At 68.1% G+C, this 19,824-nt stretch carries 16 protein-coding genes; 12 read left to right on the forward strand and 4 right to left on the reverse strand.

Annotation, left to right across the window (positions count from 1 at the left end):
- Positions 1–41: 41 nt before the first annotated feature.
- Both Q0Q48_RS14305 and Q0Q48_RS14310 read right to left on the reverse strand, forming a co-directional pair.
- Positions 42–956: a phosphoribosylaminoimidazolesuccinocarboxamide synthase gene (locus Q0Q48_RS14305; RefSeq protein WP_295138739.1), complete on the reverse strand. Its 915-nt coding sequence runs from the start codon at positions 954–956 to the stop codon at positions 42–44.
- A 5-nt stretch (positions 957–961) separates the two neighbouring features.
- Positions 962–1,354, reverse strand: coding sequence for a carboxymuconolactone decarboxylase family protein (locus tag Q0Q48_RS14310; protein ID WP_295138742.1), 393 nt, complete (start codon positions 1,352–1,354; stop codon positions 962–964).
- 90 nt (positions 1,355–1,444) lie between these two features.
- Between Q0Q48_RS14310 and Q0Q48_RS14315 the strand changes: the two genes are divergently transcribed.
- A complete protein-coding gene (locus Q0Q48_RS14315) occupies positions 1,445–3,343 on the forward strand; it encodes a potassium transporter Kup (protein WP_295138745.1) in 1,899 nt (632 codons plus the stop codon).
- Between the two features lies 1 nt (position 3,344).
- On the opposite strand, the gene Q0Q48_RS14320 is transcribed toward Q0Q48_RS14315, so the two are convergent.
- Complete coding sequence (locus Q0Q48_RS14320) at positions 3,345–3,602, reverse strand: hypothetical protein (protein WP_295138748.1); 258 nt, start codon at positions 3,600–3,602, stop codon at positions 3,345–3,347.
- An 11-nt stretch (positions 3,603–3,613) separates the two neighbouring features.
- Positions 3,614–4,111, reverse strand: coding sequence for a hypothetical protein (locus Q0Q48_RS14325; protein WP_295138752.1), 498 nt, complete (start codon positions 4,109–4,111; stop codon positions 3,614–3,616).
- Between the two features lie 89 nt (positions 4,112–4,200).
- Between Q0Q48_RS14325 and Q0Q48_RS14330 the strand changes: the two genes are divergently transcribed.
- The 11 genes from Q0Q48_RS14330 to Q0Q48_RS14380 all read left to right on the forward strand — a co-directional run bounded on the left by Q0Q48_RS14330 (position 4,201) and on the right by Q0Q48_RS14380 (position 19,820).
- Positions 4,201–4,383, forward strand: a complete 183-nt coding sequence (locus Q0Q48_RS14330; protein ID WP_295138754.1) for a hemin uptake protein HemP — start codon at positions 4,201–4,203, stop codon at positions 4,381–4,383.
- A 108-nt stretch (positions 4,384–4,491) separates the two neighbouring features.
- Positions 4,492–6,732, forward strand: a complete 2,241-nt coding sequence (locus Q0Q48_RS14335; RefSeq protein ID WP_295138757.1) for a TonB-dependent hemoglobin/transferrin/lactoferrin family receptor — start codon at positions 4,492–4,494, stop codon at positions 6,730–6,732.
- A complete protein-coding gene (locus Q0Q48_RS14340; RefSeq protein WP_295138760.1) occupies positions 6,726–7,568 on the forward strand; it encodes an energy transducer TonB in 843 nt (280 codons plus the stop codon). The genes Q0Q48_RS14335 and Q0Q48_RS14340 overlap by 7 nt, the downstream gene beginning before the upstream one ends.
- A gap of 12 nt (positions 7,569–7,580) precedes the next feature.
- Positions 7,581–8,630, forward strand: a complete 1,050-nt coding sequence (locus Q0Q48_RS14345) for a ChuX/HutX family heme-like substrate-binding protein (RefSeq protein ID WP_295138765.1) — start codon at positions 7,581–7,583, stop codon at positions 8,628–8,630.
- Positions 8,630–9,493 (forward strand): ABC transporter substrate-binding protein, encoded by an 864-nt coding sequence (locus Q0Q48_RS14350; RefSeq protein WP_295138767.1) that lies wholly within the window; start codon positions 8,630–8,632, stop codon positions 9,491–9,493. The genes Q0Q48_RS14345 and Q0Q48_RS14350 overlap by 1 nt, the downstream gene beginning before the upstream one ends.
- A complete protein-coding gene (locus Q0Q48_RS14355; protein WP_295138769.1) occupies positions 9,490–10,524 on the forward strand; it encodes an iron ABC transporter permease in 1,035 nt (344 codons plus the stop codon). The genes Q0Q48_RS14350 and Q0Q48_RS14355 overlap by 4 nt, the downstream gene beginning before the upstream one ends.
- Entirely contained in the window at positions 10,521–11,300 is a 780-nt protein-coding gene (locus Q0Q48_RS14360; protein WP_295138771.1) for a heme ABC transporter ATP-binding protein, read from the forward strand. The genes Q0Q48_RS14355 and Q0Q48_RS14360 overlap by 4 nt, the downstream gene beginning before the upstream one ends.
- Before the next feature lie 122 nt (positions 11,301–11,422).
- On the forward strand, positions 11,423–12,676 hold the full coding sequence (locus Q0Q48_RS14365) for a hypothetical protein (protein ID WP_295138774.1): 1,254 nt from the start codon (positions 11,423–11,425) through the stop codon (positions 12,674–12,676).
- 9 nt (positions 12,677–12,685) lie between these two features.
- Positions 12,686–14,125 carry a hypothetical protein gene (locus Q0Q48_RS14370; protein ID WP_295138777.1) on the forward strand — a complete coding sequence of 480 codons (1,440 nt, stop codon included), beginning with the start codon at positions 12,686–12,688 and terminating at the stop codon, positions 14,123–14,125.
- Positions 14,126–14,164: 39 nt separating this feature from the next.
- Positions 14,165–17,131, forward strand: a complete 2,967-nt coding sequence (locus Q0Q48_RS14375) for a virulence factor SrfB (protein WP_295138779.1) — start codon at positions 14,165–14,167, stop codon at positions 17,129–17,131.
- Positions 17,132–17,150: 19 nt separating this feature from the next.
- Positions 17,151–19,820 (forward strand): virulence factor SrfC family protein, encoded by a 2,670-nt coding sequence (locus tag Q0Q48_RS14380; RefSeq protein ID WP_295138782.1) that lies wholly within the window; start codon positions 17,151–17,153, stop codon positions 19,818–19,820.
- Positions 19,821–19,824 lie beyond the last annotated feature (4 nt).

Raw genomic sequence — 19,824 nt, forward strand, 5'->3', positions numbered from 1 at the left:
ATGGCTTCCTCCCCCGCTTCACGGGGGAGGAGACGGGTTTTCTACACCGACAGGTCGGCGCCAGTCAGGCGTCGATAGGCCTCGAGGTAGCGCTTGCTGGTCGCCTCGACGACCTCCGCAGGCAGCCGGGGCGCCGGCGCCTCGCCGTTCCAGCGGCCGGCATGGCGCTCGACGTCGAGCCAGTCGCGCAGCGGCTGCTTGTCGAAGCTGGGCTGCGGCCTTCCTTCGGCATAGCCGTCGAGCGGCCAGAAGCGCGAGGAATCCGGCGTCATCACCTCGTCGATCAGCAGGATCCTGCCATCGGCCGTCCGGCCGAACTCGAACTTGGTGTCGGCGATGATGATGCCCTGCTTCAGCGCGACATCTCGGCCGCGTGTGTAGACGAGGCGGGTCAGCCTCTCGAGCTCGGCGGTCACCTCGGCGCCCAGCACCTTCTGCATCTGCGCGATGGTGATATTCTCGTCGTGCCCGCTCTCGGCCTTGGTTGCCGGGCTGAAGATCGGTGGATCGAGGCGGCCGCTCTCCTTCAGGCCCTTGGGCAGGGTCTCGCCGGCCAGGGTCCCAGCCTTGGCGTATTCGCGCCAGGCCGAGCCGGTGATGTAGCCGCGCACCACGCATTCGATGGGGAATACCGTACCGCGCCGGCAGAGCATGGCGCGGCCGGCGATCTCGGTGCGGTGGCCCTTGAGAGCCGGCACCGTGGCGATGATCTCATCGGCATCGGCCGAGATCATGTGATGATCGACGAGGTCGCCCAGCTGGCGGAACCACCAGGCGCTGACCTGGGTCAGCACGGCGCCCTTTTGCGGAATGGGCTCGGCCATCACCACGTCGTAGGCGCTCACCCGGTCGGTCGCGACCAGCAGCAGCCGGTCGGCATCCACCGCATAGACATCGCGCACCTTGCCGCGCGCGATCCGCTCCAGCGGCAGGTCGCTCACCGTCATCAGCATCATCGGCCTCAGCCTTCCTTGCGCAGTTCCTCGAACACTTCCTTGGCGGTGAGCAGCGCCTCGCGCACCGACGGCAGGCCGATATAGCCGCAAAGGTGCATCAGCGCCTCGGACAATTCGTCCTCGGTCCAGCCCTGCCGGCGGGCCATACGCAGGTGGATGGCGAGTTCCGGCCAGCGCGCCTGGGCGGTGTCGGAAATCACGCAGATCAGCGTCTTTGTCTTGAGATCGAGGCCGGGGCGCGACCACAGCATGCCGAATACCGCCTCGCGGGCGTAGTCGCCGAATTTTTTCATCATGGGGTCGCCGTAGACCGACTTGTTCATGTCGGCGGCGAATTTCTCCCCCATCAGGCTGGCGCGGATTTCGCTGCCCTTCCGGTAGTTATCGCTCTCGGCCACGGTTTCCTCCTTTGTTACGAATTCTGGACTGCAGCGTCCCGGAATTCGCGGCTAGGATCAATTGTTCGCAGGGGGAGTCGCGTTACAGAAATGGCCGCCAACGGCACCGCAGTTGAACCCGCTGGCCGGCGGCGCCGGGCGGCGCTGACCCTGGCCGCCCTCGGCGTCGTCTTCGGCGACATCGGCACCAGCCCGCTCTACACGGTCAAGGAGTGCTTCAGCGAGTACACCGGCATCCAGCCGACGCACGACAACGTGCTGGGCATCCTGTCGCTCATCACCTGGGCGCTGATCGTCGTCGTCACGCTGAAGTACGTCGCCGTCGTCATGCGCGCCGACAACAAGGGCGAGGGCGGCGTGCTGGCGCTCATGGCGCTGGTCTCCAGCCAGAGCAACATCCCGTCACCCTGGCGGCGGCGCCTCTATCTCCTGCTGGGCATCGCCGGGGCCGCGCTGTTCTACGGCGACTGCCTCTTGACGCCCGCCATCTCCGTGCTGAGCGCCGTCGAGGGCTTGACCGTCGCCACGCCGGCCTTCGAGCCGATGGTCATCCCGATCGCGATCGGCGTCATCGTCGCGCTGTTCTCGGTCCAGCATTTCGGCACCAGCGGCATCGGCAAATGGTTCGGCCCGATCACGCTCATCTGGTTCGTCGTGCTGGCGCTGCTCGGCATCCACCAGATCGTGCAGCGTCCCGAAGTGCTGATGGCGCTGTCGCCACACCACGCGATCGGCTTCGCCCTACGGGAAAAGATCGTCGCCTTCATCGCGCTGGGGGCGATCACGCTGGCCATCACCGGTGCCGAGGCGCTGTACGCCGACATGGGCCATTTCGGCGCCAAGCCCATCCGCATGGCCTGGCTCGGCCTCGTGCTGCCCGCCCTGCTCCTCAACTATTATGGGCAGGGAGCGCTGATCCTCGAAGATCCGACCGCACTGGCCAACCCATTCTTCAATCTCGGACCGGATTGGGCGCTTTATCCGCTGGTGGCCCTGGCCACGGCCGCCACGGTGATCGCCTCGCAGGCCACGATCTCGGGCGCCTTCTCGATGGCCAAGCAGGCCGCCCTGCTGGGCCTCAGTCCGCGCGTCCACATCCAGCACACCTCGGCGAGCGAGTTCGGGCAGGTCTACCTCCCGGTGGTCAACTGGCTGCAGATGCTGGGCGTCGTCATCCTGATCATGGCGTTCAAGTCGTCGACCAACCTCGCCTCGGCCTACGGCATCGCCGTCACCGGCACGATGCTGATCACGAGCATGCTTGTCTGCGTCATCGCCATACGAAAGTGGAACTGGGGCTGGCCGCTCAGCATCCTCGTCTTCGGCGGGTTCATGACGCTCGACCTGGCCCTGCTCTCGTCCAACATGCTGAAATTCCTCGACGGTGGCTGGGTGCCGCTGGCGATTGCCGCGCTGATCTTCCTCTGCATGTGGACCTGGCTGACCGGCCGGGCGGCCGTCGCCAAACACGAGCAGGCAGAGGCGCTGCCGCTGGAAACCCTGCTCGAGAGCATCAACCCGGCCCGCGTGCACCGGCCGCAGGGCACCGCCGTCTACCTGACCGCCACGTCGACCAACGCGCCGCGCTCGCTGATGCACAATCTGAAGCACAATGAGGTGCTGCACGAGCACGTGGTGCTGCTGAGCATTGAGGTCCCCGACATTCCCTTCGTTTCGTCCGAAGGCCGAAGCCAGGTCACGCATCTCGGCAAGGGCGTGCACAGGGTCGTGCTGCGCTACGGGTTCATGGAGCAACCCGACGTACCGAGCGCTCTCGCCCTGCTCGAGGACAAGGGCATCCCGTTCGACCCGATGCGCACGTCCTACTTCATCGGTCGCAATACATACATGCCGGCCAGCGCATCGCCGTTGCCGCGTTGGCAGGAGAGGCTCTTCCTTGCCTTGTCGCGTTTCTCGGCCAGCGCGGGAGACTTCTTCGGCCTGCCCACCAATCGCGTCGTCGAACTGGGCAGCCGCATCGAGATCTGACTCAGGCGTCGAAGCCGGACAGCGAGACCGCCTCCTGCGCCGGCGGCTGCAGGCCGCGCGAGAGCAGATCGCCCAGCCGTGCGAAGATGCGGCCCGCCTCGGTGAAGCCCACATCCTGGGCCACCGCCTCGGCGGCAATGTTGAGCAGGGCATTGCCGGCGAGATCGCGGCACTCCGCGGGCAGGGCCTCGACGGCATCGGCGATCGCGCGCATGGCGTGCTGCAGGTCGGAGAGGCGATCGGGCATCGGGGCGGTCATGGCAGCGGCCTTCAATTGAGGCGACCGGCGGCGGCGCCGGCCGCCGGAGCGATCCTGAGGCCTGCGCCGGCGAGCGCGACGGCAAATGCCTTCAGGCGAATCGCGGCCACGCGGGATGCGGTGGGCGCCATCATGATGTCGAGGGACGCCACCAGCGGCGCGTCATGATCCGCCTGCGCAAGACCGCACAGTGCCACCAGCACCGCCTCGTCGTGGCTGACGCTCGAGCAGGTCGGCACGTGAATATCCATGGCGCGCCGTGCGCCGAACAGGAACGCGTCCATGGCGATCGCGAAATCCGGCAGCGCGTCGAGAACGCCCGCGACCTTGAACCCGCGATGGAGGGTCGAGCCCTCGCGGGGCAGCGCGCGGTCCTGCTGCCACTGGCGCAGGGCCCACAGCACGAAGCGTTCGCTCACGGGCAGCGCGCAGGCGCAGCCGGGCCTGCCGCAGCCCTTTGTCAGCGCCCGGCGCGCGATGCCAAGCCTCTGTTCCTGAACGATTTCCATTGCCTCACCCGTGCTGAAAGACCTTGACCACGCAGTCAGTCTATGCAATTGAGAGTCGTTCGCAATACAAAAGAAGGGCGTGAGGCGAGATGAACGAGATGACCCGTCCCCATCGGGTGTCGGATGCGCAGAGCGACAGGCTGGAAGTAACCATTCCGGCCGTGGAGAGCGCCGCGCTTCTGCAAGGACGGCGTGAACTCATGATCCGCCACGGCGCCGAACTGTATCGGCTGCGCCTCACCGCCTCGAACAAACTCATTCTGACGAAGTAACTCGCAAACCCCGAGGGGCCATCCCTCCTCGGTCAAACTGCCCAGCCAGCCGGTCCCGCAAGGGTTCCCGCGAGCCAGGCGTCCTTTTTTCTTGGGGACCTGGTTCAAATGAAGCTGCGCATCATCTACGCGCTGATGGCCACGACGGCCATTTGTGCGCCTCTCGCCACGCCTGCATGGGCGCAGGCACCGACACCCCCCAGTGCCGATCCGACCCCGGCCCCGCCAGCGGCCCAGGCCGTTCCCACGCAGCTCGACGCCGTGACGACGGCGGCGATGCGCAGCCGCCGGCCGCTCGACGACGTGCCGGCGACCGTGTCGGTGATCACGACCGAGAACATCGACCGCGAGAACATGCAGGACGTCCGCGACCTCGTCCGCAACGAGCCCAGCGTCACGGTCGGCAACAATCCCGGACGCGCCGGCTTCCAGAACTTTGTGATCCGCGGCATCGGCGGCAACCGCGTGCTGCTGATGGTCGACGGCATGCGCACGCCCGACTTCCCCGACAGCAACCAGGGCGCCGGCACCTATTCGCGCGAGCAGCCCGACCTCGAGGACATCAAGCGGGTCGAGATCATCCGCGGCCCCGCCTCGGCCCTCTACGGGTCCGACGCGATCGGCGGCGTTGTCGCATACACCACCAAGGATCCCGGCGACTACATGCGTGACGGCAAGGACGTCTATGCCAGCGCCAAGGCCGCCTACAGCGGCGCCAACCTGCAGTTCTCCGAATCGTTCACCGGTGCGGTCCGCTCCGGCAACGTCGAGTTCATGGGCATCTACACGCGGCGAGACGGCCAGGAATTCCAGCCGGCGCAGACGACGGTCAGCCCGAATCCCACGACCTGGTACAACAACAACTTCTTCGCCAAGCTGGTGATCAAGCCGACCGAGGTCGACACGATCCGGCTCACCGGCTCGTACAACCAGAGCGGACAGAGCACCAACATGCTCAGCGCCGTCGGCACCTTCCCCAGCCTGTTCGCGCGGATCTACGACGAGTGGGGCCAAGACTATACCAACACCTACCGGATCAGCGCACAGTGGGAGCACAACGCGCCGATCGGCTTTGTCGACCGGCTGAGCTTCCTCGCCTATTTCAACTCCGTCTACACGCAGGCCGACACCTATACGCTGCGCGGCGGAACCACCAGCGTCGTCCCGAGCAATGCCCGCGCCTCGCAGTTCTACTACACGCAGAACGTGAGCGGCGCCGAACTGCAGATGCATACCGATCGCCAGATCGGCGGCCTCGACAACTTCTTCACCTACGGCGCGAGCTTCTCCTGGACCACGACGACGCGGCCACGCAACAGGACGCAGATCACCCTGGCGACCGGCGCCACGACGAACTCGGTGGGCGGCGAGCTCTATCCGAACAAGAACTTCCCCGACACCGACACAGTGCAGGCCGGCATCTACGTGCAGGATGAGATCAGCGCCCTGGGCGGCCGCCTGAAGATCACCCCGGCTGTGCGGCTCGACTACTACAACATGACGCCCAACCCGGATAAGTACTTCTGGAATTCGACGGGTGCGACGCTCAACGCCGTCCCCTCGGCCACCACCTACGTCTCGGCCTCGCCGAAGCTCGGCCTGCTCTACCACTTCAACGACACTTATTCCGGCTACTTCCAGTACGCGACGGGCTTCCGCGCGCCGCCGTACGACAACGCGAACTTCGGCTTCACCAATGCCGCATCGTTCTACCAGATCCTGCCCAACGCCAACCTGAAGCCCGAGACGGCCAACTCTTTCGAGGTCGGCTTCCGCGGCAAGTACGAGAACGGTTCGAGCTGGCAGCTCACCGGCTTCTACAACCTCTACAACAACTTCCTCGAAACCACTGTCGTCGGCATGGTGGGGCCGGTCACGCAGTACCAGTACGTCAACCTCACCAACGTGACGATCTGGGGCATCGAGGCGCGCGGCGAATACCGCTTCGCGCCGGAATGGGCGGTGGCCGGCTGGACAGCCTTCGCGCAGGGCACCGACACGAAGACCGGCCTGCCGGTCGACTCGGTCTCGCCGTGGACCACCCAGGCCCGCATCCGCTACGGCTTCGACAAGGGCATCGTGGCGCAGCTCATCGGCACGGTGGCGGCCGCCCATACCCAGGTCAGCAGCCCGACCTACTTCCAGGCGCCGGCCTACTTCAATCTCGATGCCACCGTCGGCTACGTCTTCAACGACCACTTCAAGGTCAATGCTGGCGCGTTCAACATCACCAACGCCAAGTACTGGAACGCCCCGGACACGATCGGCCTCTCGCCGACCAATCCGCAGCTCGACCTCTACGCCCAGCCCGGCCGGTATTTCGGCGTCAACCTCCTGGCCAAATGGTAGTCCCGGCAGCCCTCTCTGCCGAGCGACTGCCGGCGCCACCGGCACGCGGTCCGCGCGTGCCGGTGGCGTTGTCGCTCGCGCTGCATGGGCTGGCCATCGTTCCTCTTCTTCTCGCCGGCATGTCCGGCAGCAGCGCCAACGACGACGAGCCGGCGCTCATGGTCGAACTGTCCCTCGCGGCGCCCACCGCCGGGCCCACCGCTGAGGCCGACCAACCCGAGACCACGCCCGAACCGCAGCAGCAGCCCGAGCCGCCGACTCCTCTGGTCGAGCGAACCGAGGCAACACCACCGCCCGAGCCCGAACCACCGCCTCCGCAAGAGGTCGCGGCCGCTGAACCGGAGATCAAGGTCGAGCTGCCTCCGCCGGACGAGCCACCCCCTCCGACCGCCGCCGAGATGAAGCCCGTCGCGCCGCCCAAGCCCAGGCCGCCGCAGCCGAAGCCGGCGGTGGCACCGCGCCCGACGGCGCAAGCCGCGGTCACGAAGGCTCCCGTGCCCGACGCCGGCAATGCCAGCATCACGCAGCAGCAGGCCGCCGCCTCCTCGTCGCTCGTCGCGTTCGAGGGCAAGCCGCGCTACCGGATCCCGCCGACACCGGCCGTCTACCCGCCGCGCTCCATCGAGCTCGGCCAGCAGGGCGAGGTCATGGTGCGCGTGCGCCTCGATGCGGACGGAACCGCGGCCGAGATCATGGTTTGGCGCAGCAGCACCTTTCCACTGCTCGATCGCGCCGCGCTCACCGCGGTGCGCGGCTGGCATTTCCTTCCCGCCCTGCGCGACGGCCGCCCGGTCGCCGCCTGGGTGGAAATCCCGGTTCGTTTTCATCTTCGTTGAAAGGACAGCCTGATGCTCTCATCCCCGAATACGGACCTTGCCGCCCGTTGGAACACCCTGCGCGGCGAGAAGCCCGCACTGCGCATTCGCGACGCAGCCGCGACGCTGGGCGTCAGCGAGGCCGAGCTGGTGGCGCTCGGCGTCGGCCAGACGGCGACACCGCTGACGACGGACTGGCGCGGCATCCTGAACGACATGCCCGGAGTCGGCCGCGTGATGTGCCTCACGCGCAACGAGCATTGCGTGCATGAGCGCCATGGCCGCTTCGAGGGCGTGGACGTGAAGGCCCCGCACGGCATCGTCCTCGGCCCGGACATCGATCTGCGCCTGTTCCTCGGCTCGTGGAAGCATGGCTTCGCGGTGCGCGAGCCGCTGAAGCAGGGCGAACGGCTCAGCCTGCAGTTCTTCGATGGCGCCGGCGAAGCCGTGCACAAGATCTATGCCACGGAAGAGACCAACCGGCCGGCCTTCGATGCGCTGATCGCGCGTTACACGGCAGCGACGCTGCCCGACATGAAGATTGGCGCGCGTATACCCGATGCGGTGGATCGTCCCGATTCCGAGGTCGACGTCGCAGGCCTGCGCACGGCCTGGCTCGGCATGAAGGACACGCACGAATTCTTCGGCATGCTGGGCAAGTTCAAGGTCGGCCGCGTCCAGGCCCTGCGCCTGGTCGGCGAGGATCTCGCCCGCGAGCTGCCGGTGCGCGCGCTGCGCGCCGCCTTCGAGGCGGCCTCCGCCGACGGCACGCCGATCATGGTCTTCGTCGGCAGCCATGGCTGCATCCAGATCCATACCGGCCCCGTAAAGCGCCTGGTCGACACGCAGGGCTGGTTCAACGTGCTCGATCCGGACTTCAACCTGCACCTGCGCGACGCGGGCGTGGCTCGGGTCTTTTCGGTGCGCAAGCCCACCGAGGATGGCATCGTCACCTCGATCGAGGCGTTCGACGCGCACAACCGCAACATTCTCCTGATGTTCGGCGCTCGCAAGCCCGGCAAGCCGGAGCTCGAGGAATGGCGCGCCATCGTCGCGAACGTCGAGAAGCAGGCGGCCTCGTGATGAAGCGCCGCACCGTCCTCGGCATGGGACTCGGCGCGGCGGCCGCCGCCGCCCTCCCCGCCAATGCGCAGCAGCCGCCCCGCATCGTGTCGGTCGGCAGCTCCATCACCGAAATCATCTACGCACTCGGCGCCGAGAAGCTGCTGGTCGGCGTCGATACGACCAGCCTGTACCCGGAGGCCGCGCGAAAACTGCCGCAGGTTGGCTACATGCGGGCCCTGTCGGCCGAGGGCGTGCTGTCGTTGAAGCCGACCCTGATCATCGCGACCACCGCGGCTGGCCCGGCCGGTGCGCTCGACCAGCTCAAGGCGACCGGCATCGAGGTCATGATCCTGCCGGATAAATACGACTATGACAGCGTGGTCACCAAGATCGCCGCCATCGGCAAGGTGATCGGCAAGATGGCTGAAGCGGATGCCCTGATCGCCAGGGGCCAAGAGTCCATGAAGACGCTGACCGTCAGGCTTGCGACGGTAAAAAGTCACCCACGCGTGCTCTTCCTGCTGTCGATGACCGGCGGCGCGCCCCAGGCCGCCGGCCGCGACACCGCCGCCGCCGGCATCATCAAGCTGGCGGGCGGCATTAACGCCGTCGATGGCTATTCCGGCTACCGGCCGCTCACGCCGGAATCGGTCATCGCCTCCAACGCCGACTATGTGCTGGTGACGCGCCAGACCGTGGAGGCGATGGGCGGCAAGCAGGCCATCCTCGACCAGCCGTCGCTCAACCGCACGCCGGCCGGCAAGGCTGGCAGAATCATCGAATTCGACACGCTGCTCCTGCTGGGCTTCGGTCCGCGCACACCCGAGGCGGCCACCGAACTTGCGATGGCACTGCATCCAAACCTCGCCCGCGCACCGTGACCGCACTTGCATTGCGGCGTCCGATCCCGCTGTTCGCGCTCGCCGCCCTGGCGAGCGTCGTGGCCAGCCTGTGCATCGGCGCCTTTCCCGTCGGCTTCGGCCAGATCCTGTCGGCCGTCGGCCTGTCGAGCGCGCCGCTCGACGACACGACGGCGGCCGTCCTCTACGCCATCCGTGCGCCGCGCGTGTTCGCGGCCTTCGCCGTCGGCGCCGCGCTGGCGGCCGGCGGCGCGGCGATGCAGAGCCTGTTCCGCAATCCGCTGGCCGATCCCGGCCTGCTCGGCGTCTCGAGCGGAGCGGCGCTGGCCGCCGTATCGACGATCGTGCTGGGCGAGAGGGTGATGCACGTCGTACCGCCGGACTTGCGGCCCTGGGCCCTGCCCATCGCGGCCTTCCTCGGCGGATTGGCGGCCACCGTCGTCGTCTATCGCATCGCCGCGCGCGAGGGCGTGACCCTGGTCGGCACCTTGCTGCTGGCCGGCATCGCGATCAACGCGCTCACCTCAGCGGGCATCGGCATGCTGGTGTTCGTGGCCGACGATCAGCAGCTTCGCACGCTGATCTTCTGGACCATGGGCGGCTTCGGCTCGGTCACCTGGATCGCAATCGCGCCGGCCCTGCTGATCTTGCTCGTCAGCGTGCCGACCCTGCTGCCGACGGCGCACCTGCTCGACGCGCTGGCGCTCGGCGAACGCGAAGCCGGCCATGTCGGCGTCGATGTCGAACGCCTGAAGAAGCGGCTCGTGGCGCAGGTGGCGCTGGCGGTCGGTGCCGGCGTGGCGATCTCCGGCATCGTGGGATTCGTCGGCCTGATCGCGCCGCACATCGTGCGCCTGCTGCTCGGCCCATCGCATCGCACCCTGTTGCCGGCCGCGGCCCTGTTCGGCGGCGCCTTCCTCGTGCTGGCCGATGCGCTGGCCCGCACCATGGTCTCGCCGGCCGAGCTGCCGATCGGCGTGCTGACGGCGCTGGTGGGTGGGCCATTCTTCCTCTGGCTGCTGGCAAGCCGTGCCGCACGAGGTGGGCTGTGAAGCGCCTGCAGGCCATCGGCATCGAGGTGCGGGCGCGCACCAAGACGCTGTTGCGCGACGTTTCGCTCGACGTCGCGCCGGGCGAGTTCGTGGCAATCATCGGCCCGAACGGTGCGGGCAAGAGCACGCTGCTGAACGCTCTGGCCGGCGATCGCGTCCTGGCCGACGGCGAGATCCTGCTCGACGGACGGCCGCTGGGGCAATGGAGCAAGCTGGAGCTGGCGCGCCGCCGCGCCGTGCTACCGCAGCACTCGGCCGTGGCCTTCGACTTCACCGGGCTTCAGATCGCCATGCTGGGCCTGCTCGCCTTTCGCGGCACGCTGTCGGAATCGCAGATGCAGACGCTGGCCGAGCAGGCCCTTGCCGAGACCGAGGCGCTGGCCTTCGCCGGCCGGCCCTATACCGTTCTGTCCGGCGGCGAACGCCAGCGCATCCAGCTCGCCCGCGTGCTCGCCCAGTGCGACGCCGATCCCGCGGCCACGCAGTTCCTGCTGCTCGACGAACCGATCACCGGACTCGACGTCTCGCACCAGCATGCGGCACTGGCCAGTGCCCGGCGTCGCGTCGACCGGGGGCTGGGTGTCCTCGCGGTGCTGCACGATCTCAACATGGCGGCGCGCTATGCCGACCGGGTCGGCATCGTCGAGGCTGGCCGTGTGACAAATCTGGGACCAACCCGCCAGACGCTCGACCCGGAGACGCTCTCGGCCGTCTTCGCGACACCGATTGTGCGAATCGAAGCCGCCGGGAGAACGGCATTCCTCAGCCCCGGCTGATTCACCGCGAATCGGTGTTCAATCCGACACAAACCCGCCGGATTCGAACGATGTTATGATGCCTCGATCCGCAATCATAAGTCCGACCTCAGGCCTCCATGGGCGAACGCCCTACTCTGTTGATGACGACCCGACTGGGCGTGCGTCCTCTGGGCGTGCGGGGCGAACCGCTGCACGCGGTCGCCGGCCAGTTGCTGTCCGTCATACGGCGTCGCCTGGGCGACGGTCCCGCCGACCTGCTGGCCGAGCCGCAGCTTCGCGAGTCCGGTGACGGCATCGACTGGTACGCCGCGCGCAGCGGTACCGCCCAACGCCTCAGCGAACTGGACGAGACCCGACGCACGGAAGTCCTGCGCATCGTCGAGGAACACCTCGCTTCCATCCGGTCGCTGGGCGCCCAGCTCCTGGGATCGCAGACCAGCGAAGAGGCGCGGCTGATCGGGCGCTCGCTCGAACTCTCGACATCCCGCCCCTCGGACGATTTCGTGTTCGTGGTCGACGGCCAACCGGTAATCGTCGCCTGGGGCTACGAAGCCGACGCCGCGGCGGGCCTGCAAGCCTTCCAGCCGGCGACGGTTCCCGCGGCGGCGCGGCCCGCGGCGGTGTTCGCGACTGCACCAGCGGCGGCGATGCTGCCGGCGACGCGCATCGTCGGCTGGGCACCCTGGTTCAGCGCCCTGCTGTTCGGCCTGTTGCTCCTTCTGCTCCTGCTGCTGACCTCGTGGCTGCTGCGCGCCTGCGTGCCGGTCGACCCGACCTTGAACGTCGCGACGCTCGAGACGCCGGCGCCACCAGCGCCCGAAGCGCCGCCCGATCCGACGCCGCTGCTCAAGGCGGCCCTCGAGTCGGCCGGCGACCAGGAACAGAAGCTCAAGGCCGAGCTCGCCTCGCTGCAGGCCGAACTCAAGGACAAACTCGAACAGTGCAAGCCGATCGAGCCTCCCAAGCCGCCGCCGGCGCCACCGCCCGTGGCGAAGGTCGAGCCGCCCAAGCCCCCGCCGCCGGCTCCCAAGCCGCAACCGCCGCAGCAGGCTTCAGCGCCGCCCGTCAACCGGCCGCCGCCAGGCCAGCTCCCCTGCGACTGGTCGGGTGACTCCGGCGGCGAAGGCGTGACGCGCAACAGGCATTATCTCGGCGACAAGCCGGGCTTCGTGGCGCTGAACTATCAGCTCTTCCAGCGGCCCGACGACATCAAGGTCATCTATCGTGGCCAGCAGCTCGCCGGAACCGGCGGTCCGCGCAGCGGCCGAGGCGGCTTCGGGTTCGACTGGAATCCGGTTGCCGGGGATTATTCAGTCGAAGTGATCGTAACGGGTGAACAATGGGGCACGCGCTGGAACTACGCCATTGCCTGCCCGCGTGGCAGCAGACGGTGAGGAACTGAGATGGCCGCAGGTCCGCTACTGGTCAGTGAGCCACTGCAGCGCTACCGCGCGCTCGGGCTGGCGGGCGATCCGGTGTGGCGCGCCGCGGGACAGCTGCGCGCCGCGATCGCTTCGCGCCTGTCACGCGAGCATGCCGACCTGCTGGCAATCCCCGAGGCCGAGCCGAGCGGCCGCACGATCGACTGGTACGCGCCGTTCGACGGCGAGGTGAAGCGGCTCGGCGATCTCGGCGAGGCGGAGCGCCGTGAGATCCTCGACAAGGTGCATCGCCTGCACGGCGAGATCGCAGGTCTTGCGACCCAGATGGAGGCGGTGGAGCGCTCCAATGCCGAGCGCAACTTCGCACGCCTGCTGCGTCACGCGCTCACCGCACCGGGTGAAGAGACGCTGTACGTCGTGGACGGACATCCGGTGATGACCTTCTGGGGCTTCACCGCCGATGCGGCACTGCCCGGCGTGTTCCTGCCCAGCCCGCCGCCGGCGGCGATGCGAATCGCCGCGCCTCAAGTCGCCCGGCCCGAAGCCGTCATGGCCTCGGCGCCGGCAATTGCCGCCGTCGCGGCCCCGCGCACCCTATGGTGGCAGTGGCTGCTGCTCGGCATGGTGCTGATGCTGATCCTGGCGCTGCTCGCCTGGCTGGTGCGGCCCTATCTGCCACGAATCGAACCCTACATCGAGGCGGAGGCCCGCGAACGCGCGCTGGGGTTCGCCGTCCGCCAGCCGATGGAGTTGCAGCAGACCCGCGTCGCGACCCTGGCGCACGACTATGAGGAACTGCGCCTCGAACTGGCGCGCCTCACCGACGAGCTGTCGCGGCGCGGCGGCGACTGCGCCGCGGGCGTTTTGGGACCGGGCGGCGTGATCGTCGGCTCCCCCGGGGGCCCGCCGATCGAGCGCGGCGCCGGCCCCGATCTCGGCATGACCGCAAACGACGCGGCGAAGGATGCGAACAAGCCGGATGCCAAGAACGCGGACGTGAAGGGACCGGACGAGCAGAACAAGGACAAGAGCGCGGCGCCCAACGCTCCGAAGAGCGAGGCGGGCAACAACAAGAAGGACGAGCCCAAGCCGATGGTCGTGCCGCCGGAGGCCAAGCAGAAGCAGGACCTCGCCTTCCTGAAGGGCGACTGGCGCTCGCGCACCGGGCTTGCGACCGCGACCGGCGAGAAGGACATTCGCCCGTCCTACACATTGGACGACAAGGGCAAAGGCAAGGTGTCCTTCACCCAGAAGAACGGCGCCACCTGCGAGGCGCCCGCCGAGGCACGCTGGGACGGAACCAAGCTGGTGATCGAGGAAAAGAGCAATCCGCGCTGCACCGACGGCAAGACCTACGCCCGCAACACGGTGAACTGCGAGATCGGCGCCGACGGCGCGGCGCAATGCAAGGGCAGCCAGCCCGGCGACCCGCGCAGCTACCAGGTGCAGATCGGACGCTGAGCCCTTACATACGCATGATGATGGCCGTACCGGAGTGACATGAGCGACCTCGCCCGCCTGCCGAGCTATCCCAGCCCGACGACGCTGATTGCCCGCTCCGGCATACAGTTCCTCGACTTCGGCTTCGATCCGGTGCGCCTCAAGGTGCGCGAGTGGGGCTTCCACGACACCGCCGCCTCGAACGCCGTCGACGATCTGGTCCAGCTCGACTTCGACGAGGGTCGCGGCCAGTACGAGGTGGTCGAGAACGGCCGCCGTCGCGCCGCCGATCCGAACCTGGTGATCACCGCCAAAGACGCGCTCGCGCCCTTCCTCGACAAATGGGTGCCGGTGCCGTTCCTGCAGGTGCGGCCCAACAACCAGTTCCGTGAGGGCCCGGCCGACTGGGCGCGCGTGCGCGTGGTCGATCTCGAGGCGCGCTATGGACCGGGCTATCGCGACGAGCAGGGCAATCGCTACCGCGCCGTTCTGGCTTTCGATACCGGCCTGATCGCCGAGGCCGAGGGCCGCGCCTATCTCGCGCCTTCCCCGAAGGACGTCACGTCGGGCGCGCTGTTCGCGTTGGCGCCGCAGCAGCGGGCCAATCACTGGCTGCTGCGCCAGGGCTGGATGGTGCAGTGGCTCGACGAGCTGTTCCACGAACTGCATCCGCGCGCGACCGCGGAAGAGATCGACAACGACATCAAGCAGAAGCCGCAGGAAGCCACGGCGCGCTATCTCGCCTTCCTCGGCCTGCTCGCCGCCGCGGTGCACTTCCCGCCGGTGAAGCTGGTGGGCGACGCCGAGCGGCCGGGGCGCGGCGCGATCGAAGTTGATCTCGTGCTCGACGTCGGCAACTCGCGCACCTGCGGCCTGCTGATCGAGGCGGCCGGCGAGCTGGGCGTCAATCTGAACGATTCCTATGAGCTCGCGCTACGTGACCTGTCGCATCCCGAGGTCGTGCATACGCGTCCCTTCGAATCGCGCGTGGAGTTCGCACAGGCCTGGTTCGGCAAGAACCACCTCTCGCGCCTCGGTGGCCGCGCCGACGCCTTCGTCTGGCCGACCATGACGCGGGTCGGCCCCGAGGCGACGCGGCTTGCGGCTCGCCGGCGCGGCACCGAGGGCAATACCGGCATGTCGAGTCCCAAGCGCTACCTGTGGGACGAGGAGCCGCAGACGCGCGAATGGCGCTTCAACGTGGCCTACGCCCAGGACCAGACGGCAATGCCGGCCGCCGCCGGGCCGATGGCGCAGCTCGTGAACCAGAAGGGCGAACCACTCCATCTGGTCGATGCCGATGCCGATTCGGCCGATCACCTGCCAGTGTTCGAACCGCTCTACTCCCGCTCCTCGGTGATGACCTTCGTGCTCACCGAGGTGCTGCTGCAGGCGCTCACCTTGATGAACTCGCCGCAGCAGCGCGGCCGCCGCGCCCATGCCGAGACACCGCGCCGCCTGCGTCGCATCGTTCTAACGCTGCCGACCGGCATGCCGCTCGCCGAGCGCCTGATCTTCCGCAAGCGCGCCGAGGCGGCGCGCGATCTCGTCTGGATGATGCTGGGCTGGAAACTCGACGATCCGGCGGCGCCGGCTCCGCGCGTGCTCACCGACTGGGACGAGGCCAGCTGCACACAGCTCGTCTATCTCTACACCGAAGTCGCGCGCAATTTCGGTGGCGACGCACGGCGCTTCTTCCAGATCACGCGCAAGCCGCGCGGCAAGCCGCCCGAGGACGTGCTCAACATCGCGAGCATCGACGTCGGTGGCGGCACCACGGACCTGATCATCAACTCCTACCGGCTGGAGGGCGCGGGCACGTCCGTGACCTTGTTCCCGGAACAGAAGTTCCGCGAGGGCTTCAGCGTCGCAGGCGACGACATCCTGCTGCGCGTCGTGCAGGGCCACGTGCTGCCGCCGATCGAAGCGGCCCTGCGCACGGCCGGCATCGCCAACCCGGCTGACCTCCTGGCCGAACTGGTGGGTGGCGACCGCGGCGGCGAGGACGTGATCCAGCGCAACCTGCGCCAGCAGTTCGCGCTGCAGATTGCCCATCCGCTCGCGCTGGAGTTCCTGCGCGCCGCCGAGACCTACGATCCGACGTCGGGCGTCGTCGCGGCCGAGCCGCGCCCCTACGAGACCTTCTTCCCGGGCGGCGCAAAGCCGTCCGAGGAAGTCGTGACCTTCGTAAACGAGGCGGCACGCAAGCGCGGCGCGCAGAACTTCGACCTGCGCGAAGTAGTCTTTCCGGTCGACCTGCCGGGCCTCGACAAGACGGTGCGGGCCGAGATGGGCCGCGTCCTGGCGCCGCTTGCCGAGATCGTCCATGCCTACGATTGCGACGTGCTGCTGCTGTCGGGACGGCCGTCACGCCTGCCCGGTATCCGCTCGCTGGTGATGGAGCTGCTGCCGCTGCCGCCGGAGCGGGTGATCTCGCTGCACGAGTATCGCGTGGGCGCCTGGTATCCGTTCCGAGATGCACGCCTCAGGGTGGAGGATCCGAAGACCACCGTGGCCGTCGGCGCGATGATCGCCGCACTGGCCCAGTCGCAGCTTCCGGACTTCTCCTTCCGCTCCGACCTGCTGCGCTCCAAGAGCATCGCCCGGTTCATCGGCAAGCTCGACGGCGGCGGCCGTCTGCAGAAGGAAGATCTCATCTACCGCGACGTCGACCTCGACGATCGCGAGTTCGAGTTGCCGGAAGTCGCCTTCGAGTTCCGGGGCCCCATGTGGTTGGGCGCACGCCAGCTCGACCTGGTGCGCTGGCCGGCGGCGCGGCTCTACGCGCTGGAGTTCGCCAAGCCGGAGTACGCCGAGCGCCATGCCCGAGAGACGCCGTTCAGGATCGCGCTCGCGCGCGTGAAGCCCAAGGACAAGGACTCGGGCGACGTCGAACGATTCCGCCTGCGCCAGGTGACCAATCGCGACGGACGCGCCGTCGCGCTCGACCGTCTGACGCTCCGCCTCCAGACACTGCCGCGCCGTGAGGGCTACTGGCTCGACACCGGCATGCTCAAGACCGGTTAGAGGGACCTCCAGGAAGATCATGGACACAGTCGATCTCAAGCTGGCCCAGGACTGCGAGGCATTGGCCGTCGCTGCGAGCGAGGGTGTGGCCTGGCTGAAAGACGCCGCCGGACAGTCGCCGACCGTGGCGCAGCAGGCGCCGTCGCTAGTGAGCGAACTGCAGAAGGTTCGCAACCAGAGCCGCAAGCTCGCTCGCGCCGCCCGCCGCCGCATGTGCGTGGGCGTGTTCGGTCCGAGCCAGGCGGGCAAATCGTACCTCGTCTCGATCCTGGCGAGCCGCGACGGTCACCCGTTGCAGGCGCGCTTCGCCGACAAGACCTACGACTTCCTGCGCGAGATCAACCCGCCGGGCAATCGCGAGTCGACCGGGCTGGTGACGCGCTTTGGCCTGGGCCTCAGCGACGGCTCGGCCGAATTCCCGGTGAAGGTGCGGCTGCTCACGCAGACCGATATCGTGAAGATCCTGGGCAACTCCTTCCTGCTCGACTTCGACCACCAGAAGGCCGAGTTCGTGCGGCCCGACGGCGCGGCCATCCGCAAGCGCCTGTCCGAGCTTCGCGCCAAGGCCCAGCCGGCACCGGCCGGCGATCTCGACTCCGACGACGTGCTCGACCTGATCGAGTATTTCGACACCTTCTTTGCCGGCGTCACCGCCGAGCTGCGCACCGACTTCTGGCGCGAGGCGATCGATCTCGCACCACGCCTGTCGGGACAGGACCGCGCCCGCCTGTGGTCGGTACTGTGGTACGACTTCCAGCCCTTCACCGACCTCTATCTCACCCTCTACGACGGGCTGCAGAAGCTCGGCCACGCCCCCGAGGCGCAGCTCGGCATGGACGCGCTGATCCCGCGCGAGAAGAGCATCGTCGACGTACTGACGCTCGACCGGCTGGGCGCCGATGCCGACGACCCGCTGCTGGTGCGCCCGCGCCGCGCCGACGGCCGCTCTGCGCCCGACGCTCGCCTGCCGCGTTCGCTGGTCTGCGCCCTCACCGCCGAGCTGAACGTCGCGATCGACGAGAAGCCGTGGGATTTTTTCGATCACACCGACCTGCTCGACTTTCCCGGTGCCCGTTCGCGCCTGAAGCTCGCCAATCTCGACGACGTCGCCAAGTCCAAGGGCGTGGCCGAGGGCGCCAACCCGCTGCGCGAGCTGCTGCTGCGTGGCAAGGTCGCCTATCTCTTCCAGCGCTACTCGGCAGAACGCGAGCTCAGCGCCATCCTGCTCTGCATTCCCGATGGCAATCAGGAGGTCCGCGACCTCTCCGACATGATGACGGCGTGGATCGACCAGACGATCGGCGCCACGCCAGCGGACCGCGCCAGGCAGAAGAACGCGCTGTTCCTCGTCCTGACCAAGATGGACCGCGAATTCGAGCAGAAGGCCGGCGAGACCGAGGAGTCGCGCCGACTGCGCTGGAGCGCGCGTCTGGGCAATTCGCTGGTCAACAATTTCCGCGGCGAGTGGCCGCTCGACTGGAACGGCAAGCCCTTCAACAACAGCTTCTGGCTGCGAAATCCGACCGTCATCGACGAGCGGCTGATGGACTATGACGGCGGCCGAGAGGTCGGCATCGCCGAGTCCTTCGCCCAGCGCGCCGGCGAGCTGCGTCGCCATTTCGTCGAGAACGAAGACGTGCGCCGCCACTTCGCCGATCCGGCGCTCGCCTGGGACGAGGCATTCCGTGCCAACGACGGAGGCGTGGCCCATCTGGTGAAGAGCCTGATCCCGGTCTGCGATCCCGCCATCAAGCGCGCCCAGGTGCGCGGCCAGCTCGAGGTCCAGCTGCGCCGTCTGGTCGACCGGCTGGCCGGCTTCCACAGCGCCTCCGACGGCGACGCGCGCGCCAAGAAGCGCGACCTCGTACAGACGGTCCTGCGCGGCCTCGCCAACGTCATCCAGCAGCAGCTGTTCGGCGAATTGGTCGCCGCCCTGCAGGTCGCCGACACGGCCTTGCGCGAGATCTATTTCCGCATCGCCACCGCCCGCCCGTCGGACGAGGGCCTGGGCCGGAACGGCAAGCCCCCGGCGGCCGCGGCGGCGTCGACCGGTGCTTCGATCGACCTCGGCGCCATCTTCGCCGACGTGTTCGGCGAGGAGACGGGCCGCACCGCTCCGCCGACCGGCGTGCTCGAGGACCGCGCCGAGCGCTTCGCCCGCGAGGCCGCGGACTACTGGCTCGAGAACATGCGCCGCGTCGGCGCCGACGAGAAGGCGCTGTCGCATTTCGGTGTCGACCGCCAGCATCTCGGCTGGCTGATCGACGAGCTGATCGTGGGCGCGCATCGGCTGAAGCTGATCGACCAGCTCTCCCACGAGGTGCGCGAACTGGAGAATGCCGCCAACGCCAAGTGGGAAGAGATCGCCGAGCGCCAGGTGCGCACGGCCTCCTCGGCGCTCAACGGCTATGTGAGCGCGCTGGGCTTCGACAAGCTGCCGCTCGACCAGCGGCCAGGCCTGCCGCCCAACGCACCCCTGCGCCGCGTGTTCGAACAGCCGACGATCATGGTCGACGGCATCCCGCAGCTCAGTGAGAACCCGGCGCCGATCTATGCCGACTACTGCAAGGACTGGATGCGCGCCTTCCTGCAGCTCGCCATGGACAATGTCGGCTACGAGGGCGGACGCGAGATCACGCCCGAGCAGAACGACCGGCTGGGCGCCATCCTGCGCACCGTGGCGGCGTAGAGAG

It is taken from the genome of uncultured Reyranella sp., assembly GCF_945957355.1.
In the GTDB taxonomy this organism is placed as follows: domain Bacteria; phylum Pseudomonadota; class Alphaproteobacteria; order Reyranellales; family Reyranellaceae; genus Reyranella.